Genomic DNA, 22,537 nt, shown 5'->3' on the forward strand with positions numbered 1-22,537 from the left:
TCACTGCTTTCCTTGTTGCTGCAGGACGACCGCGCAGCGGGTCCCGTCGTCGTTTGCCATGTGTGCCAGGCCAAGTTGGCCCGGACTGAATGCTTTGTGAGACATGTCCCGCGCCAGCCATGCCAGCATGGCAGGGCCAGCGGCACCGCCAACCTCGCCTATCTTGTCCGCCAGCGTCAGGTGCGGGACCTTACTGCCCCCCATCATTACGCGCGTGATGGCGTTCGTCGCATCACGGGAAAAGAACTGCTCACCATTCTGGTCGCTGATGCGGAAGTTGACTTCCGTGGGCGCGATTCCGGCTTGCTCGCATGCAGACCGGATTGCATGCGTCAGCCCCTGGCTGCGGCTTGGAACGCTGCCATCATGCCGGCCAGCTTCATGGGCGATGCCGACGCCTTTGATATGCAGTCCAGCCTGGTCTGAAGGTGCTGGCCGTAGCACCAAGGCAGCTGCAGCTTCACCCGGGATAAAGCCGTCACTGTTACCCCGTACGAAAAGTCGTTCTTCCTTTAAATAGCCGTTGATGTCGGCTGCATTCAAATAGCTGTCCACGCCGATTACCAGCACCTGCTCGATCGGCCTTTCTGCCAGCATATTCTTCGCCCGCACCAGAGCTGCGGCAAGGCCGGTACGTCCACCCAATAGAACTGTCGCATCCTCATGCAAACTGCGCTGTTCATCGGAAGTATCCAACTCGCCAGCGAAGACTTTCTTCATCGCGCCAAGCACGACTTCAAGGTAGTAAGAGGCATCGGCATGCGCGCGCGAATTGTCCGGACCGATAACAATCAGCGCTGTACGACGAGCGTCGACTAACGACAAAGGCTGTGCCATGCGACGCGCGCAGTCACGCACTGCGTACAACACCCACTGCTCCAACCTCTCTTGACCATGGATGTCGTCTGGCAGCATGGCTGCCACAATCGGATCAGAGCTCAAACTATAGAAGCCGCTTTCCTGGAAATGGTCCATGTTTGCGCGCAAAGCGCAAACGGCTGCATCCAGGTGATAGCCCACTGCACAACACAAGCCAGCCGCTTCGATAAAAAGGTCGATGCCGGCCTCTCGGGTACTTCTATCGGTATTCAATGCACATTCCCTCGCTTAGCCAACCATGAACTGCGGATGCAGTCGAGAAGTTGCCATACGTTATCTTGGAAATAATAACAAAAATGGCAACAACTGGATTTCAATCGTGCGCACGCATGGTGAATAAAGTGCTTGGAGAAGACTGGTGGTTACACCGGCAAGAATTTGCCAGGAGATATGACAAGAAGCCCTTGAATAACAAGGGCTTGTCTCTATGTGTCGACGTCTATTTGAATGATCCGGTGCGCGACAGCGCGTCCCCTGCGCAAACTCTCACCAATAGTAACGATTTGCGAAACATTCATTATGCAAGTTTCGGTACGACATTTCTCCCCGCCACTAAGGGCCGCACACCGTTGAATTGCAAATCACCGTGTTTCCCAAGGCTTATGCTAAATTGCCGCCGTTCATATCAAAACAATAACTAGCATGACTTACCTCAATACCGCCGTTCCAGCGGCCTTACTCGGCACTGCACAAACCAACCGGCTGCTGCGTCTTTCGTTCCCGCATGAGGATGGACCGCAAGCGCTTATGCTGGTCAACAGCCTGAATGCAACGGAAGGTTTGTCGCGCGATTTCCGCTTCACGGTCGAAGTGCTGTCCAACGACGCCAGCATTCCTCTTACGGACGTTCAAGGACGCATGGTGACGATATCGCTGGTGCGAGAAGATGGCAGCCTGCGCTACTTCAACGGCTACGTATTCGAATTCCAGTTCATCAAAACCGACGGCGGCCACGCTTACTACCGGATGCAACTGGCGCCATGGACGGCATACCTGCGTTTGCGGCGCGACTATTACCTATTCCACAGCAAGACGGTCCAGCAACAGACCACGGACATCTTCAACGACTATCCGGTGGCGGACTGGCAAGCGCGCATCCACGGCGAAGACGCCGGAATGACCGACGCGTGCCAGGCGGCGGAAAGCGATTACAACTACCTGCACCGCCGCTGGGAGGAGCGCGGTTGGCATTACTGGTACGAGCATCGCGCGGACGGGCATACCCTGGTGCTGGCTGACGATACGACCCGCGCCGACGCGATCGACGGCGACGCCCCCGAAATCCCTTTCCAGCGCGAGGCTGGCGCGCAAGAAGACGACGCCATCGGCGACTGGTCGCCGATGCGCCGCATCGTGCCTGGCAAAGTTGCGCTGGCCAGCTTTGATTTCAAGAATCCGCGCCCGCAAATGACCGAGCTGCCCATCATTAACGACCAGGGCAAGGTGCACCAGATCGAAACCTACGATTACACGGGCGCGTATGGATTCATGGCTGGCGACGACGCAGAGTCGCAAGCGCGCCGGCGCACCGAAGAAATCGAGGCGAGCGCAAAGCACTTCGAGGCCGGCGGCAATGACCGCACAGCGCAACCTGGCCGCTGGTTCCGCCTGACCGGGCATTTCGACAGCCAGGACAGCGAATTCCTCATCCTGGAAGCGCAGCACAGTGCCAGCAACAACTACCAGACTGGCAGCACCGCTCCGGCCCATTACAGTAACAAGCTGACCTGCATTGGCAGGAACGTACCGTGGCGTCCTGGGCGCGGCTTCAATAGCGAGGCGCCGAAGCTCTATGGCCTGCAAACGGCCACCGTGGTCGGCCCGGCCGCCGATGAAATCCATACCGACGAATATGGGCGCGTGCGCGTGCAGTTCCATTGGGACCGCGTGGGCCAATATGACGAGAAGAGTTCCGCTTGGGTGCGGGTAGCCACGGCATGGTCCGGCCCGAATTTCGGCATGACCTCGATCCCGCGCATCGGCACCGAGGTGATCGTCCAATTCCTGGATGGGAACCCGGACCGTCCCCTGATAACTGGCATGGTGCCGAACGCGCAAACCATGCCGCCCTGGCCCCTGCCGGACAACAAGACGCAAAGCGGCATCTTGTCGCGTTCAACACCGGGGGGCAGCTACGACAATGCCAACGCGATCCGCTTTGAAGACAAGAAAGGCGCAGAGCAGCTCTGGCTGCACGCCGAAAAGGACCAGCTCACGGAAGTGGAGCACGACGAGGATAAGTGGGTCGGCAATGACCGCCGCAAGACCATCGACCACGACGAGATTAACCACATCAAGAACGACCGGACCGAAACTGTCGACCATGATGAAACGATCACCGTGCACAACGACCGCAAAGAGCGGGTCGACCATAACGAAACCATCAGCATTGGCGACAACCGGACGGAAGATGTTGGCAAGAACGAGACCATCGACATTGGCGGCACACGCAACGTCACGATCGGCCACATGAAGATTGAAACCGTAGGGCTGGCAAAGATGGTCACAATCGGCGGCGCCTACCAAACCACCGTGGGCGCAGCCATGAACACCACCGTGGCGCTGATGCAGGCCGAAGAGGTGGGTCTATCGAAGACGGTGCTGGTAGGTAAATCCTTTAACATCACGGCGGGCGACGAATTCACCGTCACGGTTGGGAAATCGACCCTGACAATGAAGTCGGACGGGACCATCAGCATCAACGGACACACGTTCGACCTCGGCACCAGCGGCGAGCAAACCTTCAAGGCCGACGGAAACATCACGATGAAGGCCAAGAAAATTCTGGAAAACTGATGAAGCAAACATCTTCCCCCCTCCCCCAACCCGCCCTCGAACAGGAGGTATCTGAGCTGCTGGACAACGTGATCGCAGACACAGTTGCCATGCCTCGCAAGATCGATGGAATAGTCACAGGACGACTGGACGCAATCAATGCCGACGGTACGCCAACGGTGAGCATTGCCGCGTTTGCGCTGGCCGGCATTACCGCTCGCTCGCTGGCGACCATTGACCCATCAAAGATCGGGGAAGCGGTTGCGCTGGGATTTGAAGCAGGCGACCCTCAACGCCCGGTTATCCTGGGTTTCATGCTGCAGCCAGCGGTTTCCAACCCCACCGTTGATGCAACGGTCGATGGCGAACGAGTGGTCATCAGCGCCGAGAGGGAAATCGAACTGCGCTGTGGTGATGCTGCGCTGATCCTGAGTGCTGATGGCAGAATCCAGCTGCGCGGCACCTATATTACGAGCCATGCCAGCGCCACTCAGCGCATCCTGGGCGGGTCAGTCAACTTCAACTGAAGGGTCGGAAACGTGGAGTTGATTGTCGCATCCAAAAATTTGAATGCCGAGGTTGTACCGGCACTGGACGTTGACGGGCGGGAAATGCTAGTCGTTGTGATCAAGGCCACATGGCGCATCCCGGATGAAGGAGAAAGGCCGCAACCACTTCCGCCATTGCCGCTGGCCCAATCGGACGTTTACGCAGGTGCTCCTGGCGAAAGCGCGATGTTGTATGGATCGGACCTGGTCCGTTTCAAGCCTCGCTGTGACGTTGTCTTCAACGCTCATGCGCATAGTCCAGGCGGCGAACCGTTGAAGGAGATGCTTGTAGGTTGGCGAATTGGCTCACTCGAAAAGGGCTTGCGCGTCGTCGGTACTCGCACTTGGCGCAAGAGCTTCGGCTGGTTAAGCCTTTCCGAGCCAGAACCATTTGTGACAAAGCCTTTGCATTTCGGACTTGCTTTCGGCGGGACGCGCAATTGGAAACAAGAGAACGGCGATTCAGACGAAGCGCTGTGCGAGGCATTGCCGACGAATCCGTGCGGCATCGGCTGGGCAGGTAAATATACGAAAGATCAGATGGATGGTGCTCCTGCACCTTGCCTGGAAGCGATCGGTGAAGAAATTTGTAATGTGAGCGGGCCGTATGCCCCAATCGCATTTTCGGCAATCGGACGGCATTGGGCTCCGCGCAAGGATTACGCAGGGACATATGACGAACAGTGGCAGCGCGAAGTGTTTCCGTTCCTGCCTGACGACTTTGACGATCGGTTCTATCAATGCGCCCCGGAAGATCAGCAAATGGACTATCCGCAGGGTGGAGAGCCGGTGATCCTGAAACATATGATGGCCGGCCGGCCCGATGTACGCTTCAATTTGCCGCGACTGAATCAAATGAAAGTGCGTGTCTTGCGCACCGATTACAGCACGGAAGAACCGACTGTGGTGGCGGACACGCTGTATTTTGAACCGGATGAAGGGAGGTTCTCCATCGTGTGGCGGGCCAGCGTGCCAATCCGGCGACGAATACAGGAGTTCGATACGGTGGCGGTTGGAACTGTCGACCCCGAATGGTGGAACGCGAAGGCAAGCGGCGTAGCTCGCGGCTGCACCGGCTGTGGCTCCAGTATCAACGAGTCGTGAGAGTAGCCATGAAACTCAAAAATGAACCTGTCACACAACACTCGTCAACTTCCCGAACCGGACACCGTTGCGCCCCATCGTGACTGAACCAAACATGACTACACCTGACATCCGCCTCCCCAGCACTATCGGGCCGCTGGTTGCGCGCCACGCAGAAGACGCAGCATTCTACTGGTCACAGTTGGACAACGCCTCCAATGCCACTCAAATCGGCGTTGAGAAGTATGCACATTTCAACCGCTTGCTTGATGCTCATCTTGAAGGGTTATCGGTAGCAGGCGCAGAAGGATTGCGGCATTCACTTTCTGCCCTCGATCGTTGGAAAGGGGCAGCCGAAACCTTCACTGCCGCGTGGCTTGCTTCAGCACTAGACGATGCCGACAGCATGAAGCGTGTATTGGAACACGTGCGTGTACGCCCCGATGCGCAACTACGCGGCCTGGTTTCGGCTCTGGTTTGGCAGCAATCAACTTCGGCACGCCAATGGGTCACCCGCCTGGCTGCCCCTGGCAACGATGCACCCGATCAAGTCGCAGCGTTGCGCGCGGCAGCCTTAATGGGTGACGACGGCATTGCTACGCTACCGGTGTCCTTGCGGGAATTAATGGAATCACAGAATAGTTTCGTGCGGGCCGCAGCGTGTCGTGTCGCTACGTCGCCCAACTCTGCGGATATATTAATGAGGGCTCTACACGATACCGATATCAATGTCCGTGCCGAAGCATGCATCGCAATCGCGTGCTTCAGCCAGTCGGAACGCGTGGCGCCTATTTTGTCGCAATGCGTCACTGCGCAGGCCAATCTTGGCCAACAAGCCACTGGCTGGCATCAAAAGCAGTCCATGCGCCGGCTGCTTCGCTGGGTGCGGCATCTTGCAGCAATCACCCCGCTGGGTAATTCTGATATCGCAGGCTTACTGAACAGCCTACCGCCTAGAGTCGGACTGTCTTTTGTCCTTCACCACGGTGATTGTGCCCATCTTTCTTGGGTCATTGACTGCATGGAACGCCCAGAGTTAGCCCGCTATGCCGGCTGGGTTTGGCAATCGTTGACCGGCGTGAATATTTCTGACCAGGGGATGATCATCTCCGATCTGCACCATGCCGATGATGAGAATCTCGATGGCATCGTAGAGGCACCGAGCGACTCGGATCATGGATTACCCATCCCAGACGTTTCGGCCATTCGTACTTTCCGAATCCCGGCTGATCTGCCGCTCGGCGAGCGTTGCCTGTTGGGCCAGCCACTAACGCCTCATCATGCTGTGGAAATTCTCGAGACAGCGCCTCAGGCGCTCCGTGTGATCGCAGCCCAGATGCTGGGCATGGCATCGCCCGACCTGCGGCCTTCAATACGCGGACCAGCGGCATTCCAGCAACGTCAGATTAGCGTGCTGCGCGCACGTCTGGCGGCATGAAGGCCATGATGTGCCCGTGGCGCGACGCCCGGGTAATCGCTGAACGGTTGCGGCAGCCAGGGGCGCGCTTGGTGATTGCCCTAGGGGCCGAAAGCTGGTGCGGAAAATGCCGCACCTTGCGTCCCCACTTCGACAGGCTTGTTGCTGTAGCTTCAGACAACGAGACATGGCTATGGCTGGACTTGGAGGATCACGCCGAGTTCATCGGCGGCTATATTCCGAACGACCTCCCGCAATTGATTGTCTATGACGGGCCCACCCTAGTTCAATGTCAGACACTAACTACAGCTTTTGAGGCACCGAAGGCAGAACTGGCTGACGATCTAGACGTCGATCCGCGTCACCTCTCAGGAATTCGGCTCAACCTCATGCAAGAGGACTGGGGGACTTAGGCTGATTCGGACAGAAAGCGTAGCGCATAGTTTCAATGGCTGAAAGCGAATGCTTATTCCAACAACACAGAATACCAAGAGTGGAACGCCATTAATGTGCCGGTGAACTCAACCCAAGGGTGATTCGGCAGCTCTTCCCTTCCAAGCCACGATAATTGAACAACCGCGCATCGATCCTTATATCGTAATGCTCACTCCCCCCTTAGCAACAAAAAGAACCGGCGAGAATGCGTGTTATCAAAGGAGGTGCATCATGAGTGCCAAGACATCAGCTACAACGATGGGCAATGGGTGGCATTGAATAAGCGTCCAGCCCCACCACATATGAATCCCGGCATTACCTCGACACACTTTGGTTTTCACTTTGGAGAACCAGATGGCGAATCAAGAACGAGAGCAATTGTGGGTGGAGCGCATAGCGCAATGGCGTGATAGCGGCCTGTCGCAGCAGGCCTTTGCCCAGCAACATGGCTTCCCGATCCGCCAAGTCGGCTATTGGGTTAGGCGCCTGAGCCGCAGTGAACCGTCGGTAGCGGCCATGGTGCCCGTCGTCATCAAACGCTCAGTCACGGCGCGAGCACTGGTACTGCGCAGTCCCCATAACTGGTCCATCGAAATTCCCGCAGGCGCAACTGCATCCTGGCTTGCCGACTTGTTGCGCGGCTGTGATGCAGCTGCAGGCAATGACACTCTGGCTGGCCACGCAGCCGGTGGACATTCGCGCCGGCGTGGACCGCCTGTCGCGGCATGTGCAGCAGGCGCTGGGCCGTGCGCCATTCGACGGTACGGCCTACGTGTTCAGTAACCGCCGGCACACGCGTCTGACAGTGGTGTGCTGGGACGGCAATCGCGTGTGGAGGTGTGTGCGCCGCCTGCATCGCGGCCAGTTTGTCTGGCCGCAGGCGGGCGACAGTAGCTGGGAACTGAGTGTCCAGCAGTGGCAATGGTTGGTGGCGGGAGTGGACTGGCAACGCCTGTCGGCGCCAGCGCCGACGGCATGGAAATTGTGACCAAGCCCTGTTAACAGGGAAGCCATTTTGTTAACATCGCCTGTTAGATTTGCTCGATGAACTGGCCCGTACCAACGCTGACCCTGCGCTGCTTGCGCAGCTGCGGGCAATGCTGGCCTAGAACGAGAAGCAAATTGCGGAGCGGATGCGCAAATAGTGCAGCAGAATGGAGAGCTCGCCAAAACTGGCACGCGGCTTATTGAACAGGATGCCCAGTTGCAGGCTTTGCAGGTCCAGCAGGGCGAAATGCTCGCGGCGGTGAAGTCCAAGGATGTGAAAATCCAGGCGCTAACGCTGGAGCTGGCGCACATAAAACGCATCAAGTTCGGCAAGGCCCCTGAAGCGTGCAGTGGCGACCAACTTGAATTGTGCCTGGCGCACGTGCGGAGGAAATTCTTTGAACTGCACGCTGCCAACGGCAGCCCAGTGGCTGCCGAAGCGCTGCAGCGCATCGGTGCCTTGTACGCCATTGAACGGCAGTCTGCCAGCTTGACGCCGGAGGCGCGACTGCAGCTTCGCCAGTCGCTGGCCGTACCTGCACTGGCCGACCTGCATACCTGGCTGATGGGGATGCAACCGGCGGTGGCACCAGGCAGTGGCACAGCCAAGGCCATTGAGCATGCACTCAAGCGCTGGCCGGCGCTGGAGCGCTATGCCGATTCTAGCTCCTTCCCGATCAACAACAACGCCGTCGAGAATGCAATACGCCCAATTGCCATTGGCAAGAAAAACTGGCTCTTCGCCGGATCGGAGCGCGCAGGCCGACGCGCCGCCCCCATCCAGACTTTGCTGGGCACTGCCAAGCTTAATGGCCTCGATCCGCTGCATTGGCTGGCCAGCGTATTGGAACCTCTCCCGACGTATGCCCAAACAGCCAGATCGATTTGTTGCTGCCACTCCCGAACTCAACGCAGTCTTAAGTCTCTCGGCTATGGTGGTAGCGCCGGACGCTTACGCGCACATTCCTGAGAAGGGACAGAGCAGAAACCGGTGAAACACCGCTCGCGTTGGTCCAGCGACTCCGCGTCGAACAAACAAAGCAGTTCCTGGCAGGGAGGCGCTGGAGCGTCGGTCGCGTCACGGAAGAAGTCGGCTATCTGGACCAGGCCAGTTTCACGAGACTGTTCACGAGGTTAGTCGGTATGCCCCCTGCCCAATATCGACAGCAGATGCGCATGGCGTCGAGATACTAAATCCACGCAGTCCCGATTAGCGCGATTGCATAAAAAATGGCCCCTGCCGGGGCCATTTCGAACTTACCAGAATCAACTCTTGTTAATACTCTGTCACTCCCACTCGATAGTCGCTGGCGGTTTGCCGCTGATGTCGTACACCACACGGTTCAGGCCACGCACTTCATTGATGATGCGGTTGGAGACCTTGCCCAGCAGCGAATGCGGCAGGTGCGCCCAATGTGCGGTCATGAAGTCCTGGGTCTGCACGGCGCGCAAGGCTACGACGTAATCGTAGGTGCGGCCATCGCCCATCACGCCGACTGACTTCACCGGCAGGAACACAGCGAAGGCTTGCGAGGTCGCGTCGTACCAGTTCTGCGGTGCGTCTTCGCCCGCCATGACGGCGCCTTCGTATGGCGTGTTGCGCAGTTCTTCGATGAAGATGGCGTCGGCACGGCGCAACAGGTCAGCGTATTCCTTCTTCACTTCACCCAGGATGCGCACGCCCAGGCCTGGGCCAGGGAATGGATGGCGATACACCATCTCGTGCGGCAGGCCCAGGGCCACGCCCAGCTTGCGAACTTCGTCCTTGAACAGTTCGCGCAGCGGCTCGAGCAGCTGCAGCTTCATGGTTTCCGGCAGGCCGCCCACGTTGTGGTGCGACTTGATGGTCTGGCCTTTCTTGCCCTTGCCTGCGGACTCGATGACGTCAGGGTAGATGGTGCCCTGCGCCAGCCACTTGGCGTTGACCAGCTTGGCCGATTCGGCCTGGAACACTTCCACGAACTCGCGGCCAATGATCTTGCGCTTCTGCTCAGGATCGGCGACGCCGGCCAGGTGGCCCATGAACTGTTCGGTCGCATCGACCTGGATCACTTTCACGCCCAGGTTCTTGGAGAACATGTCCATCACCATCTTGCCTTCGTTCAGGCGCAGCAGGCCGTGGTCGACAAAGACGCAGGTCAGCTGGTCGCCGATGGCGCGGTGGATCAGCGCTGCAGCCACGGAGGAATCGACGCCGCCTGACAGGCCCAGGATCACTTCATCCTTGCCGACCTGGGCGCGGATCTTTTCCACGGCTTCGGAGATGTAGTCCGGCATGTTCCAGTCTGCCTTGCAGCCGCAGATCTCGTGCACGAAGCGGCCCAGCATGGCCTTGCCCTGCACGGTGTGGGTCACTTCCGGGTGCCATTGCACGGCGTAGAACTTGCGCTCTTCGTCAGCCATGCCGGCGATCGGGCAGGAATCGGTGGAGGCCATCAGCTTGAAGCCGGCCGGCATTTCCAGGACCTTGTCGCCGTGGCTCATCCAGACCTTCAGCATGCCGTGGCCCTCGTCGGTGACGAAGTCGTTGATGCCGTTCAGCAGCGCTGTGTGGTTGCGGGCGCGCACTTCAGCGTAGCCGAATTCGCGTACCAGGCCATTTTCCACTTTGCCGCCCAGTTGCGCCGCCATGGTCTGCATGCCGTAGCAGATGCCCAGCACTGGCACGCCGATTTCAAACACGGCTTGCGGCGCACGTGGCGAATCGCCTTCCAGCGTGGAGTTGTGGGAGCCGGACAGGATGATGCCCGATGCGCCGTAGTTGCGAATGAATTCGTCGTCTACGTCGTATGGGTAAACCTCGGAGAACACACCCGCGTCGCGCACGCGGCGTGCGATCAGCTGGGTCACCTGGGAACCGAAATCAAGGATAAGGATTTTTGAGTGCATATCGGGGGCAAAAAAAAATTGCGGCGACACTTGGTCGCCGCCTTGCGGAGTTTCTTATTCGGAGCGGTAGTTCGGCGCTTCTTTGGTGATCTGGACGTCGTGCACGTGCGATTCACGCATGCCGGCCGACGTGATCTCGACGAATTCTGCTTTCTCTTTCAGTTCGTCGATGGTGGCACAGCCGCAGTAGCCCATGGACTGGCGCACGCCGCCCACCAGCTGGAACAGGATCGCCAGCACGGAGCCCTTGTAGGCCACACGGCCTTCAATGCCTTCCGGTACGAACTTGTCCTGCTTGGCGCTGGCGTCCTGGAAGTAGCGGTCTGCCGAACCATCGGCCATCGCGCCCAGGGAGCCCATGCCGCGGTAGGACTTGTACGAACGGCCCTGGTACAGGATCACTTCGCCCGGTGCTTCTTCGGTACCGGCGAACATGGAGCCCATCATCACGGTCGATGCGCCGGCTGCCAGCGCTTTCGAGATGTCGCCCGAGAAGCGGATGCCGCCGTCGGCGATACATGGAACGCCGGTGCCCTTCAGCGCTTCGGCCACGTTGGAGATTGCGGTGATCTGCGGCACGCCCACGCCTGCAACGATACGGGTGGTGCAGATCGAGCCTGGGCCGATGCCGACCTTGACCGCGTCCGCGCCGTATTCAACCAGTGCCTTCGCCGCGGCTGCGGTGGCGATATTGCCGCCGATGACGTCAACGTGCGGATACTTGGTCTTGATGTATTTCACGCGGTCCAGGATGCCTTGGGAGTGACCGTGGGCGGTGTCCACTACCAGCACGTCCACGCCTGCCGCTACCAGCAGGTCGATGCGTTCTTCGTCTTTCGCGCCGACGCCGACTGCCGCGCCAACCAGCAGCTTGCCGTGCTGGTCTTTCGATGCGTTCGGGTGTTCGGTGGATTTCTGGATGTCTTTGACGGTGATCAGGCCGCGCAGTTCAAACGCTTCGTTCACAACCAGCACGCGCTCCAGGCGGTGCTTGTTCATCAGGCGCTTGGCTTCTTCGGTGTTGGCTTCTTCGTTGACGGTCACCAGCTTTTCACGCGGGGTCATCTTGGCGCGCACTTCAGCGTCCAGTTCTTTTTCAAAGCGCAGGTCGCGGTTAGTGATGATGCCGACCACTTCTTTGCCCTGAACGACCGGGAAGCCGGAAATACCATATTGCTCGGTCAGCTTGATCACGTCGCGGATCTTCATGTCCGGCGGAATGGTGATCGGGTCGCGCAGCACGCCGGCCTCGAAACGCTTGACCTTCGACACTTCACGGGCCTGGTCTTTCGGCTTCAGGTTCTTGTGAATGATGCCGATGCCGCCTTCCTGTGCCATCGCGATCGCCAGGCGGCTTTCGGTGACGGTATCCATTGCTGCGGACAGCAGGGGAATATTCAGGGAAATGTTACGGGTCAGGCGAGTCTTGAGAGACGTATCCGCAGGCAGGATGTTGGAATACGCGGGGACGAGGAGCACGTCATCGAAAGTGAGTGCTTTTTGGAGCAGACGCATAGTATTTCCTATAGGCGCAAAAGCAGATTATACAGGAAACATTCGCTTTCGTCTCGGCAATCCTCAAGCCCAGTTCTGGCCTTGACGGGCGAAGTCAGTGCTAGCGCTACCATTTCCGCAACACTTTGCCGCACCGCACAATTCAAAGTTGTTTACAAACTCTTGCAGTAGTCTACACTTGTTATCACTGATAGCGCTATCAGTCATTAAGGAGATTTATGGAGAACAATATGAACCTGCGCTGGGTTGTGATGGGCGTCAGCGGTGCCGGGAAAAGCGAGATCGGCGCGCGCCTGGCCGCGGCACTTGGCGTGCCCTTCCTTGAGGGCGATAGCTTTCACCCTGAGGAAAACGTGGCCAAGATGTCGGCCGGCACTCCCCTGAACGACGAGGACCGCGCGGGCTGGCTGCAAAAGCTGCGCGGTGAAATCAGTGCCGCCCGCGAACGCGGTGAAGGCCTGGTGCTGTCCTGCTCTTCGCTCAAGCGACGCTACCGCGACTTGCTTCGCAGCGGCGATCCGGAATTGCGCTTCGCCCACCTGCACGGCGAACGCGAAATGCTCGAGCAGCGCATGCGCACCCGCCCCGGCCATTACATGCCGGCCTCGCTGCTGGAAAGCCAACTGCGTGACCTCGAACCGCTGCAAGCCGACGAAGCCGGCGTTTATCTCGACCTGACCCAGCCGCCGCAACAGCTGGTCAGCCAGATCCTGCAGCATCAAGACTAAAACCAACACTGGAGACAGCATGAAATCAGCCATCACCACCAAGGTCGCAAAACGCCGCTGGGGCATCGGCGCCCTGCTCGGCATCGGCGTCCTGATCAACTATATCGACCGCATCGGCCTGTCGGTCGCCGCGCCGCAAATCCAGGAGGCCTTCAACCTGACGCCGGTCGACATGGGTCTTCTGTTCAGCGCCTTCGCCTGGTCTTACTCGCTGCTGCAGATCCCGGTCGGCATGGTGCTGGACCGCTTCGGCCCGACCCGCGTTGGACGCTGGGGCGCTTTCCTGTGGGGCTTGGCTTCCGTCATTACTGCTTTCTCCAGCGGCTTTGCTGGCATTTTCGCCGCCCGCATCCTGCTCGGCATTGCCGAAGCGCCGGCCTTCCCGGTCAGCTCCAAGGCCACCGGCTACTGGTTCCCGCGCAATGAACGCGGCACTGCCACCGCCATCTTCGACGCCGCCGCCAAATTCTCCAACGTGATCGGCGTCCCGCTGGTGGCCGTCACCGTGGTGGCCTTCGGCTGGCGCTGGGGCTTCGGACTGACCGCGGTGCTGAGTTTCAGCTACTTCTTCGCCTTCCTGTTGTTCTATCGCGATCCCAGCGCCGATACCAAACTAAGCAAGGCCGAACTCGAATACATCCAGCGCGGCGGCGCTGCACCGGAAGGCCCGGCAGAAGGCGGTGCCGTCAATATGCTGGGCTACCTGCTCACCAAGTCCAAGGTCTGGGGCCTGACCATCGGCTTTGCTGCCTATGGCTATACCTTCTACCTGTTCCTTACCTGGCTGCCTGGCTACCTGGTGCAGACCATGCACATGAGTATCATCAAGTCGGCCGGCTTTGCAGCCATTCCATGGGCCGTGGCGACGGTAACCGACCTCTTCGTCGGCGGCTGGCTGATCGACCACTTGATCGCCAAAGGCAAGAATGAATCGATGGTGCGCAAGAGCGTGCTGGTGATCGGCATGCTGTTCGGCCTGGCGGTGTTCGGCGCGACGCAAACCTCAGATCCGGCATGGGCGATCTTTTGGATCTCGATCGCACTGGGCGGCCTGGCTTCCGCGGCACCGGTCGGCTGGTCGCTGCCCTCGCTGATCGCGCCGAAGGGCGGTGCCGGCACCGTCGGCGGCATCATGAACTTTGCCAATAACCTGATGGGTGCTGCTGCCCCTATCGTGACAGGCATGATCGTCGGCGCGACCAATTCCTTCGCCAACGCCTTCATGGTCGCCGGCGTGATCCTGCTGGTGGGCATTGTGTCCTTTGTCTTCGTACTTGGGAAAATCGAACAGCTGCCAGAACCAGTCCCGCGTGGCGCCACGGTCCCTGCATAAGCGCGCCGCACCCTAATCAACAACGGAGACAGCATGAACAAACGCATTACTGCGGTGGCGGCGCTCGCCCTTACCGTTTGCAGCAACGCCGCACTGGGGCAAAGCAATGTCGCTTTCTACGGCGTGATGGACCTTGGCATTTCACAGGATCGCGGCGGCCGAGCCGGCACCTCGACCCGCGTCACCAGCGGCATGGCGACCCAAAGCCGCTGGGGTTTCAAGAGCAACGAAGACCTGGGCGGCGGCCTGTCGGCCTTCTTCGTGATCGAAGGCGGCATCCACGGCGACGTGGGCAATTCGACCCAGAACAATACCCTGTTCGGCCGTACCAGCATTGTCGGCCTGCGCAGCAACAAGCTTGGCTCGGTATCAATCGGCTTGCAAGACACTCCACTCTTCACCACCCTCAACACGGTGGTCGACCCGCTGCGTAACGGCATCGCACGTTCCAACAACCTCATGCCATCGACGGGCTTCCGTGCCAGCAACTCACTGCTGTTCCGCACTGCCGACATGAATGGCTTCAGCGCCGACTTCATGGTAGCCGCGGGCGAGGTGTCGGGTGACAGCCGCGCCAGCCGCGCGCTTGGCGGCTCGGTCGGCTATGCCAAAGGACCCTTGAACATCCGGCTCGCCTACCATCACCGCAATAACGACAGCGCCACAGAGAAGAGTAGCGGCGGCGGGCGCAATTTCCTGCTCGGTGCAAATGTCGACTTCGAAGTCGCCAGGCTGTGGTTCGGGCTCGGTGTCGACAAAGGCTTGAACAGCGCACCTTTAAACAGTTCGGGCACGCCATTCGGCGGTACGGCGCCAACGCCTTCGACCGACAGCCGAGACCTGCTGCTGGGTGTATCACTGCCTTTCGGACCGCACACCATCGTTGCAAGCGCCATTCACAAGGATGACCGCGGCCTCCTGAACCAGGATGCGCAACAATACGCCCTGGCTTATATGTACGCCTTCTCCAGGCGTACCGACGTCTACACCTCGTACGCCCGCATCCGCAATCACAATGGCGCCGGCTATACAGAGGGTAATAGCGAAGAGCCGGGCTTGGGTGACCGCCAGTTCACGGTCGGCCTGCGCCACCGCTTCTGAGCTGTCACCACACCCACGATTCTTTTGGGAAATAAATTTGACAACAGGGGGATTTCGGGGTGAAATGTGCGTTCTCACCCAAGGAATTCCCTCTATGAATCAACGTATTACCCGCCTGGCGCTGGCAACGGCGCTGATTGCCTGCACTTCCCTTGCCCAAGCGCAATGGATGTGGGTGAACGACAAAGGCGTGAAGCAACTGTCCGACCAGCCGCCGCCAGCGGGCACGCCGCCAAACCGCATCCTGAAAGCACCACGCGGCGCTGCTGCTGCCGAATTACGCAAGGAAATGGCTGCGCCCGCGGCCAACGGTGACGAAGCCCCGGCCGCCGACGAGAAAGCTGCACCAGTCAAGCCGACGTTGGCTGAACGCAACGCGGACTATAAGAAGCGCCAGCAGGAAGCCGCGGAAAAGACCGCCAAGGCCAATGAGCAGGCCAAGGTCGACGCCGAGAAGAAGAAGTACTGCGCGGAAGCCAAGAGCAACATCGGCATGCTCGAAAGCGGCGTTCGCGTATCCGAAATGGGCCCGAACGGCGAGCGCAACTTCATGTCCGACGAAGCCCGCGCGCAGAAAATCAAGGAACAGCGCGAATCGGTCAACAGCATTTGCAAATAAACGGTAATTCACAAAGCCAGGCATGTTCCAACGATGCCTGGCTGGCGTTTGCTAGGCTTTCTTCGCCCGGCGGCGCCGGGCGTCCTTCGGGTCGGCGATCAGGGGACGGTAAATCTCGACCCGGTCGCGTGCACGGACCACGGTATCGAGCGTTTTCTTCTTGCCATAGATTCCGACCGGCATCGTCACCAGGTTGATCTCCGGCGCCTCCTGCAGAATGCCGCTGATTTCAATGGCCTGGCCGATAGTCGTGCCCTCATCCACCTCGAGCGCATAGAGGATAGGCTGGGAAGCCGGTGCATAGCACACCGTAATCTTGATACGTTCAGCCATAGACAGTCTCGGCACGCTTGCAGAAAGAATCGACCATGCTATTGGCAATCATGCCGAACACTGAACCAATCACCTGTTCCAGCAGCTTGCTGGAAAACTCGTAGTGCAAATCGAGTTCGACCTTGCAGGCATCGTCGCGCAGTGCCTTGAAAGTCCAGGTGCCGTCGAGGGTCTTGAAGGGTCCGTCGACCAGCTTCATGCGGATTTCGCAGACCGGCGTATTCGTATTGGACGTGGTGAAGTGCTGCTTCACACCATGGAAATTGATCCCAACGCTGGCCACAACATGGTTCTCACCCCGTTCGCGGACATCAACTCCGCCACACCAGGGCAAAAATTTGGGATAATCCTCGACCTTTGCCACTAAATCAAACATTTGCTCGGCGCTGTATCCCAGGAATACCGACTTGTGCACTACTGCCATTGAGTAACCGTTTGCTATGATGTTGTCCAAAGAACCCGTAGTTTAACCGACCCACGCATTTTTACCCATGTCCATTGCCGATAATCGCAAAGCCTTCCACGACTACTTCATCGAAGACAAGTATGAAGCGGGGATCGCGCTCGAAGGCTGGGAAGTCAAGGCGATCCGCGATGGGCGCGTTCAGATCAAGGAAGCTTACGTTACCATCCGCGATAACGAACTGTACCTGTTTGGCGCGCACATCAGCGCCCTGCCCACCGCTTCCACCCACATCCACCCGCAAGCAGTGCGCACCCGCAAGCTGCTGCTGCACCGCGCCGAGATTGACAAACTGGTCGGCAAGGTCGAGCGCGCCGGCTATACCCTGGTGCCGCTGAACCTGCACTTCAAAGGCGGCCGCATCAAATGCGAGATCGGCCTGGCCAAGGGCAAGAAACAGCACGACAAGCGCGCCTCCGAGAAAGACCGCGACGCCAGCCGCGAGGTGGCGCAAGCCATGAAGCAGCACCGCCGATAACATTTCCAAGTGGCAACATTGATGGTACACTTTACACCATCAATAATGCCCGGAAATGACATGGCGACCAAAATCGCATTCGCACTGATGGCAGCCGCTGCGCTCAGCGGCTGCAAGACTCCGTATTCGCCCGCACCGCTCGCCACCAATTTCCCCACCACCAGGCAGGAAAAGCTGCAGGCTGCGGCGCATTGGAACGCGATCGCCGGCCATGTGGAGCAACAGCTTATCGCCGAGCTGAAGACATCGCCGCCGCGCCCACTGTACGTGGCAAGCCCTGTCAACCAGACTCCGTTTCAACAGGCTATCAGCAACCAGCTGATCTCCTCGCTGGTCAGGGACGGTTACGTGGTTTCGCGCACGCCCGCCGGCGCACTGCAAATCGACCTCGATATCCAGGCCATCACATTCAGCCCGAATCGCAAGCAAGCGCCCACGGTAGGCGTGGCAACTGCCATCGCCACGGGCGTTTGGGTGCTGGCTGAGCGCATTGGCGATCCGGTCGGCAAGCTTGGCCGCTTTGCAGGCGCAGCCGGGGTTGGCGCCGGCATCGACGCCTACCAATGGTACGGCAGTGAATTCGCGTCTGGACCAACGCCTCGCACCGAGATTATCATTACAGCGTCCGTGACCGATGAACATCGCTACCTTGCGCGCGCGTCGAACACCTACTATGTCGCCGACTCCGATCGCGCCCTGTACGGCATACGGGACGAAGCCGTACCGCAAATTAGCCAGAGCTTCCAGGTAAAAGGAGACCGATGATGCGCGCTATCGCTGCCCTACTTCTTCCGCTCTCACTGGCAGGCTGCGCCTGGTTCTCCAACAAGCCGCCCGAGAACGACTACGCCTCCACCTCGCAAAATCAGTTTGTCGGCGCCAATTACCGGGCAGCAGACGCTCTGCTCGCGCAACTCAATGGCCGCGTGGCGGGCGACAAGCCCTTGATCATGGCGACCGTGGTCAACATCGACGCATTGGACCAGAGCTCCACGCTGGGCCGACTGGTATCGGAACAGGTGTCGACACGCCTGGCCCAGGGCGGCCTGCGCATGCTCGAAATGAAGCTGCGCAATTCCGTCTACATGAAGCGCCAACAAGGCGAAATGATGTTGACGCGCGAAGTGGGCGAAGTGGCGCATAACCACAATGCCCAGGCCGTAGTGGTCGGTTCATACGGCGAAACCAATGACGCGGTCTTCGTCAACATCAAGGTGGTACAGCCCCAAACCAACCAGGTGATGGCAGCCACCGACTACGTGCTGGCCAAGGACAGCGTGGTGCGTTCTATGCTGCTTGGGCGCTGAGCAAGCCCACCAATCGCGGCAGCACGTCCTGCGCGGGCAACTCCAGTTTCAGCGACAGCAGGTCGTCGGCGCGCGTCCTGCCTGCGTTGATCGCGGCAATCGGCTTGCCCGCCGCCGCAGCCATGCGGCAGAAACGGTAGCCGGAAAACACCATCAGCGAAGTGCCGACCACCAGCAGCGCGTCGGCCGCCTCCATTTCAGCCAGTGCATGCGCGGTGCGTGCCGGCGGCACGTTATCGCCAAAGAAAACCACGTCGGGCATCAGCGCGCCGCCGCAGGCAGCGCAGGCCGGTGCATGGAAGTCCTCCAGCGCATCCGGTTCGAGCGCAGCATCGCCGTCGGGCAGCGGCTGGACCAGCATGTTCGCCAGCTCGGGATTGTCGCGCTCCAACCGCGGCTGCAGGCTGGCGCGCGAATAGCGGGCCTGGCATGCGAGGCAGGTTACCTGGTGCAGGTTGCCGTGCAATTCGATCAGGCGCTTGCTGCCGGCCCGCTGGTGCAAGCCATCGACGTTCTGGGTAATCACGCAATGCAGGTGGCCAGCGGCCTCCAGTTCGGCGATCGCGCGATGGCCGGCATTCGGCACGGCGCTCGCCATCGTTGGCCAGCCCACCATGCTGCGCGCCCAGTAGCGCCGCCTGGTCGCCTCGTCGCGGCGGAATTCCGGGCCCTGGATCGGCGTGCGTCCGCGTCGCACGCCGTCCTTGTCGCGATAGCCGGGAATGCCGGAGGCAGTACTCAGCCCCGCACCGGTCAAGACCAGCACGCGGCTGTGGCGCGCCAGCCAGCGCGCCAGTTCAACTTCAGTCGACAGCGGCGCATCCATTGGGCTTGAAAATGCGTTCGGTCGACGCCGGGTATTTTTCCAGCTTCGCTGTGGCACGGGTTGGGCGCGGAGCGAAGTCGCCGCCGCAGTTCGGGCATTTGCCGTGCAGCTTCTCGTCCACGCAATCGGCGCAGAAAGTGCACTCGAAAGAACAGATCAAGGCATCCTGCGCACCCGGCGGCAAGTCCTTGTTACAGCATTCGCAGTTGGGTCGCATTTGCAGCATTTCCAGGTTCCTTTATTGATTCTTGTAGCTGATTGCATTCAGCAATGCGCTGCTGGTGTCGATATCGGCCAGCGCCTCATTACTTACGCGGGCAAAGCTGCGTTCACGGATGCGGGACAGGCGCTCGAGCAATTCCTGCCTTGGCAGTCGCGATTGCACGATCACCGCAGGATCAATGCCATCGTAACGGCCACCATTTGCTTCCAGCGTATCGAGCAGGCGCCGCACTTCTGCGTCAGCCAAGCTGCCCTTGCCTGCTTGCGGTGCCGGCTGCTGCGCCAGCTGCTGGCGCATCGGGGCAAAGAACGCCAGCGCTTCTTTCGACAGCGCTTGGGGCTTGAGCGCCAGCAGCACCTGGCGGCCCTGCGGTCCGCCTGCGCGCACCAGGAAGTTCACGGCGCGCGTGAACACTTCCATGTCCGGGCTTTGCAGCAGAGGCTCAACGGCCGGCACGCTGGCTGGCGAACCGACGAGCTGCAGCAAGTCCAGCACAGGCTTGGCCAGCGAAGAATCGCGCAACAACGCGGCAAGATGGCGCTCGGCCGCCGCGCCAAAGCGGCCATACAGCAAAGCGCGTACCCCGGTTTCGTCAATGGTGGAGCCTTGTTGCGGCAGCGGAATGCTCACAGCCTTGCGCAGGAAAGCGCGATCGACCAACGGCAGCAGGCGCGCATCCTGGCTAGCCGCGGCAGCGTGCACCAGGCGGAATAACTGCGGGCCATCGAGCGCCGCATCGGGATTGATGGCCAATGCCGCTTGCACGATAAGCGCCTTGTCGGATTGGGCGCCGTAAGCGGCCAGGAAGCAAGCGGCGTCCAGCAACAGCTGCTGGCTGGGGCGCGGCGAGCGCAATTCGGCAGCCAGCTCGCGGCGCAGCAAGGGAATTGCATCCTCACGATAATCGCCGAAAAAGCGCCAGGCAGCATCCAGCTCGCGGCGCTGGGCTCCCGCTGCGGCGGCGTTGGCAGCCGCCGGCATGGCGCGGATCTGGGCGATGCGGGCAGTAATGGCGGCATCGGTAGCGGCATCGCCAGCATATGCCGTGAACGACGACGCTGCCAGGGCAGCGGCAAGAAGGCGCCTCATGCCGACAGCCTGCGCTGCAGTTCGGTCACGCTAGCGAGCCAATCCTCGTAATGTTCGCTGTCTTGCCACAACTCGCGCAACTCGGAAGCATCGGACAGCACCAGCGCCAGCACGCGCTGGGCCTTGTCCGCGATATCGGCCCGCGGCTTGCTGAGCTTCGCCTGCACCTCCGCCACCCACTCATCGACGCGCTCGGAATCCTCATCCCTCGCCCCGCCCTTGCCTTGCAGGCGCGACCAGGTTTCCACCGCCGCCAGCGCTTCGGCGCCAAATGGCGCCTCCAGGTACTCGGTGGTCTCCGCCTGCAACACGTTGGTCAGCGTGTCCTCGATAAAGTAAAGATCCCTCGATTCCTGCAGATCCTCCGCCCAATCCTGCGCGAAGTCATTGCCAAACGGTCCAACAGCCCAGGTTCCCACAAGCGCCTCCTGTACGATATAAGGCCGCATTGTACGCAATTACGGCCCAGCCCGTGTCCCACCCTGGGGTCACACCCGTTTCGGGACACAGCCTCGGGTGTAGTGCGCATGGGCTCGTGTCCCATTTCGGGTGTGACCCCAGGGTGGGACACGGGCCCGGCCATAGTTATTTCTGGGTCTTGATCACTTGCAGGGCGGTAGCGATCAGGCTGCTCATTTCGCCGACGTTGGCGGGCACGATCAGGCTGTTGTTGGTCTTGGCCAGTTCGCCGAACGCGCTGACGTATTGCTCCGCCACTTTCAGGTTCATTGCCGCTTCTCCGCCGGGCTGCTGGATCGCCGCACCAACCTGCTTCAGCGCGCCGGCAGTCGCTTCGGCAATTGCGAGGATGGCGGCAGCTTCGCCTTGCGCGCGGTTGATGGCCGCTTGCTTGTCGCCTTCGGAACGGGCGATCGCGGCTTCGCGCTCACCGGTGGCGATGTTGATCTGCTCCTGCTTGCGGCCTTCGGACGCTGCAATCAGCGCGCGCTTGCCGCGCTCGGCCGTGATCTGGGCCTGCATGGCGTGCAGGATTTCCTGCGGCGGCGTCAGGTCCTTGATTTCGTAGCGCAGCACTTTCACGCCCCAGTTGGCGGCCGATTCGTCGATCGCGTTCACCACCGTGGAGTTGATGTGGTCGCGTTCTTCGAACGTCTTGTCCAGTTCCATGCGGCCGATCACCGAGCGCAGCGTCGTTTGTGCCAGCTGCGTGATGGCGGCAATGTAGTTGGAGGAGCCGTAGGAGGCGCGCATGGCATCGGTCACCTGGAAGTACAGGATGCCATCCACCTGCAACTGCGTATTGTCCTTGGTGATGCAAACCTGCGATGGCACATCCAGCGGGATCTCTTTCAGCACGTGCTTGTAGGCGATGCGGTCAATGAACGGCACCACGATATTCAGGCCGGGCCCCAGGGTGGCGTGGTATTTGCCAAGCCGCTCGACCACCCATGCGTGCTGCTGCGGCACCACGTTGATGGTCTTGAATACAAACACCAGTGCGACGATAAAGACCACCAGCGTGACAGTGCCAAAACTGATTTCCATTCA

At 59.8% G+C, this 22,537-nt stretch carries 25 protein-coding genes and 1 pseudogene; 16 read left to right on the top strand and 10 right to left on the bottom strand.

All coding sequences use genetic code 11. From position 1 onward, the window contains the following. Nucleotides 1–1,092 (bottom strand): hypothetical protein, encoded by a 1,092-nt coding sequence (locus tag ACN9MZ_RS17415; protein ID WP_426338231.1) that lies wholly within the window; start codon nucleotides 1,090–1,092, stop codon nucleotides 1–3. Nucleotides 1,093–1,521: 429 nt separating this feature from the next. On the opposite strand from ACN9MZ_RS17415, the gene ACN9MZ_RS17420 reads away from it, so the two are divergent. The 9 genes and pseudogenes from ACN9MZ_RS17420 to ACN9MZ_RS17460 all read left to right on the top strand — a co-directional run bounded on the left by ACN9MZ_RS17420 (nucleotide 1,522) and on the right by ACN9MZ_RS17460 (nucleotide 9,318). Then, nucleotides 1,522–3,675, top strand: coding sequence for a type VI secretion system Vgr family protein (locus ACN9MZ_RS17420; RefSeq protein WP_426338232.1), 2,154 nt, complete (start codon nucleotides 1,522–1,524; stop codon nucleotides 3,673–3,675). Continuing rightward, nucleotides 3,675–4,181 (top strand): DUF6484 domain-containing protein, encoded by a 507-nt coding sequence (locus ACN9MZ_RS17425; protein ID WP_426338233.1) that lies wholly within the window; start codon nucleotides 3,675–3,677, stop codon nucleotides 4,179–4,181. Before ACN9MZ_RS17420 ends, ACN9MZ_RS17425 begins: the two co-directional genes overlap by 1 nt. Nucleotides 4,182–4,193: 12 nt before the next feature. Continuing rightward, on the top strand, nucleotides 4,194–5,306 hold the full coding sequence (locus tag ACN9MZ_RS17430) for a DUF2169 family type VI secretion system accessory protein (RefSeq protein ID WP_426338234.1): 1,113 nt from the start codon (nucleotides 4,194–4,196) through the stop codon (nucleotides 5,304–5,306). A gap of 79 nt (nucleotides 5,307–5,385) precedes the next feature. After that, nucleotides 5,386–6,723, top strand: a complete 1,338-nt coding sequence (locus tag ACN9MZ_RS17435) for a HEAT repeat domain-containing protein (RefSeq protein ID WP_426338235.1) — start codon at nucleotides 5,386–5,388, stop codon at nucleotides 6,721–6,723. Continuing rightward, a complete protein-coding gene (locus tag ACN9MZ_RS17440) occupies nucleotides 6,720–7,115 on the top strand; it encodes a thioredoxin (RefSeq protein WP_426338236.1) in 396 nt (131 codons plus the stop codon). The genes ACN9MZ_RS17435 and ACN9MZ_RS17440 overlap by 4 nt, the downstream gene beginning before the upstream one ends. 376 nt (nucleotides 7,116–7,491) lie before the next feature. Beyond that, nucleotides 7,492–7,722, top strand: a pseudogene (gene tnpA / locus ACN9MZ_RS17445) (IS66 family insertion sequence element accessory protein TnpA); the annotation flags it as partial. A 76-nt stretch (nucleotides 7,723–7,798) separates the two neighbouring features. Beyond that, a complete protein-coding gene (gene tnpB, locus ACN9MZ_RS17450; protein WP_426338237.1) occupies nucleotides 7,799–8,125 on the top strand; it encodes an IS66 family insertion sequence element accessory protein TnpB in 327 nt (108 codons plus the stop codon). Between the two features lie 156 nt (nucleotides 8,126–8,281). Continuing rightward, nucleotides 8,282–9,094: an IS66 family transposase gene (tnpC, locus tag ACN9MZ_RS17455; protein ID WP_426338238.1), complete on the top strand. Its 813-nt coding sequence runs from the start codon at nucleotides 8,282–8,284 to the stop codon at nucleotides 9,092–9,094. Nucleotides 9,095–9,132: 38 nt separating this feature from the next. Beyond that, entirely contained in the window at nucleotides 9,133–9,318 is a 186-nt protein-coding gene (locus tag ACN9MZ_RS17460; RefSeq protein ID WP_426338239.1) for a helix-turn-helix domain-containing protein, read from the top strand. A 93-nt stretch (nucleotides 9,319–9,411) separates the two neighbouring features. Here the strand turns inward: ACN9MZ_RS17460 and guaA are convergent, their stop codons facing one another. Together guaA and guaB are read right to left on the bottom strand one after the other, a co-directional pair. Continuing rightward, the gene (gene guaA, locus ACN9MZ_RS17465; protein WP_426338240.1) at nucleotides 9,412–11,013 is read right to left on the bottom strand and encodes a glutamine-hydrolyzing GMP synthase; all 1,602 of its coding nucleotides are present in this window, start codon (nucleotides 11,011–11,013) and stop codon (nucleotides 9,412–9,414) included. Nucleotides 11,014–11,067: 54 nt separating this feature from the next. Next, nucleotides 11,068–12,528 (bottom strand): IMP dehydrogenase, encoded by a 1,461-nt coding sequence (gene guaB, locus ACN9MZ_RS17470; protein ID WP_130312186.1) that lies wholly within the window; start codon nucleotides 12,526–12,528, stop codon nucleotides 11,068–11,070. A gap of 218 nt (nucleotides 12,529–12,746) precedes the next feature. On the opposite strand from guaB, the gene ACN9MZ_RS17475 reads away from it, so the two are divergent. From ACN9MZ_RS17475 to ACN9MZ_RS17490, 4 genes are all read left to right on the top strand, one after another. Beyond that, nucleotides 12,747–13,256: a gluconokinase gene (locus ACN9MZ_RS17475; RefSeq protein WP_426338241.1), complete on the top strand. Its 510-nt coding sequence runs from the start codon at nucleotides 12,747–12,749 to the stop codon at nucleotides 13,254–13,256. A 19-nt stretch (nucleotides 13,257–13,275) separates the two neighbouring features. Further along, nucleotides 13,276–14,589, top strand: coding sequence for an MFS transporter (locus tag ACN9MZ_RS17480; protein ID WP_426338242.1), 1,314 nt, complete (start codon nucleotides 13,276–13,278; stop codon nucleotides 14,587–14,589). 33 nt (nucleotides 14,590–14,622) lie between these two features. Continuing rightward, on the top strand, nucleotides 14,623–15,690 hold the full coding sequence (locus tag ACN9MZ_RS17485; protein WP_426338243.1) for a porin: 1,068 nt from the start codon (nucleotides 14,623–14,625) through the stop codon (nucleotides 15,688–15,690). Between the two features lie 94 nt (nucleotides 15,691–15,784). Further along, the gene (locus ACN9MZ_RS17490; RefSeq protein WP_426338244.1) at nucleotides 15,785–16,309 is read left to right on the top strand and encodes a DUF4124 domain-containing protein; all 525 of its coding nucleotides are present in this window, start codon (nucleotides 15,785–15,787) and stop codon (nucleotides 16,307–16,309) included. Nucleotides 16,310–16,360: 51 nt separating this feature from the next. On the opposite strand, the gene ACN9MZ_RS17495 is transcribed toward ACN9MZ_RS17490, so the two are convergent. Together ACN9MZ_RS17495 and ACN9MZ_RS17500 are read right to left on the bottom strand one after the other, a co-directional pair. Continuing rightward, nucleotides 16,361–16,642, bottom strand: a complete 282-nt coding sequence (locus ACN9MZ_RS17495; RefSeq protein ID WP_130312178.1) for an RnfH family protein — start codon at nucleotides 16,640–16,642, stop codon at nucleotides 16,361–16,363. After that, entirely contained in the window at nucleotides 16,635–17,066 is a 432-nt protein-coding gene (locus tag ACN9MZ_RS17500) for a type II toxin-antitoxin system RatA family toxin (protein WP_426338245.1), read from the bottom strand. Before ACN9MZ_RS17500 ends, ACN9MZ_RS17495 begins: the two co-directional genes overlap by 8 nt. 67 nt (nucleotides 17,067–17,133) lie before the next feature. On the opposite strand from ACN9MZ_RS17500, the gene smpB reads away from it, so the two are divergent. From smpB to ACN9MZ_RS17515, 3 genes are read left to right on the top strand one after another with little or no spacing between them, the layout of a single operon-like run. Next, complete coding sequence (smpB, locus tag ACN9MZ_RS17505; RefSeq protein WP_130312176.1) at nucleotides 17,134–17,583, top strand: SsrA-binding protein SmpB; 450 nt, start codon at nucleotides 17,134–17,136, stop codon at nucleotides 17,581–17,583. 60 nt (nucleotides 17,584–17,643) lie between these two features. Then, complete coding sequence (locus ACN9MZ_RS17510) at nucleotides 17,644–18,348, top strand: hypothetical protein (protein WP_426338246.1); 705 nt, start codon at nucleotides 17,644–17,646, stop codon at nucleotides 18,346–18,348. Further along, the gene (locus tag ACN9MZ_RS17515; RefSeq protein WP_426338247.1) at nucleotides 18,345–18,890 is read left to right on the top strand and encodes a FlgO family outer membrane protein; all 546 of its coding nucleotides are present in this window, start codon (nucleotides 18,345–18,347) and stop codon (nucleotides 18,888–18,890) included. The genes ACN9MZ_RS17510 and ACN9MZ_RS17515 overlap by 4 nt, the downstream gene beginning before the upstream one ends. On the opposite strand, the gene ACN9MZ_RS17520 is transcribed toward ACN9MZ_RS17515, so the two are convergent. From ACN9MZ_RS17520 to ACN9MZ_RS17540, 5 genes are all read right to left on the bottom strand, one after another. Further along, the gene (locus ACN9MZ_RS17520; RefSeq protein ID WP_426338248.1) at nucleotides 18,871–19,716 is read right to left on the bottom strand and encodes an NAD-dependent protein deacetylase; all 846 of its coding nucleotides are present in this window, start codon (nucleotides 19,714–19,716) and stop codon (nucleotides 18,871–18,873) included. The genes ACN9MZ_RS17515 and ACN9MZ_RS17520 overlap by 20 nt on opposite strands. Further along, on the bottom strand, nucleotides 19,694–19,942 hold the full coding sequence (locus tag ACN9MZ_RS17525) for a DUF1272 domain-containing protein (protein ID WP_426161898.1): 249 nt from the start codon (nucleotides 19,940–19,942) through the stop codon (nucleotides 19,694–19,696). Before ACN9MZ_RS17525 ends, ACN9MZ_RS17520 begins: the two co-directional genes overlap by 23 nt. Before the next feature lie 12 nt (nucleotides 19,943–19,954). After that, nucleotides 19,955–21,028, bottom strand: a complete 1,074-nt coding sequence (locus tag ACN9MZ_RS17530) for a hypothetical protein (protein WP_426338249.1) — start codon at nucleotides 21,026–21,028, stop codon at nucleotides 19,955–19,957. Further along, complete coding sequence (locus tag ACN9MZ_RS17535) at nucleotides 21,025–21,447, bottom strand: DUF4259 domain-containing protein (RefSeq protein ID WP_426338250.1); 423 nt, start codon at nucleotides 21,445–21,447, stop codon at nucleotides 21,025–21,027. Before ACN9MZ_RS17535 ends, ACN9MZ_RS17530 begins: the two co-directional genes overlap by 4 nt. 166 nt (nucleotides 21,448–21,613) lie before the next feature. Next, nucleotides 21,614–22,534, bottom strand: coding sequence for an SPFH domain-containing protein (locus ACN9MZ_RS17540; protein ID WP_426338251.1), 921 nt, complete (start codon nucleotides 22,532–22,534; stop codon nucleotides 21,614–21,616). Nucleotides 22,535–22,537: the final 3 nt, after the last annotated feature.

The sequence above is a fragment of the Pseudoduganella sp. S-14 genome, from assembly GCF_049913285.1.
GTDB lineage: Bacteria > Pseudomonadota > Gammaproteobacteria > Burkholderiales > Burkholderiaceae_D > Rugamonas.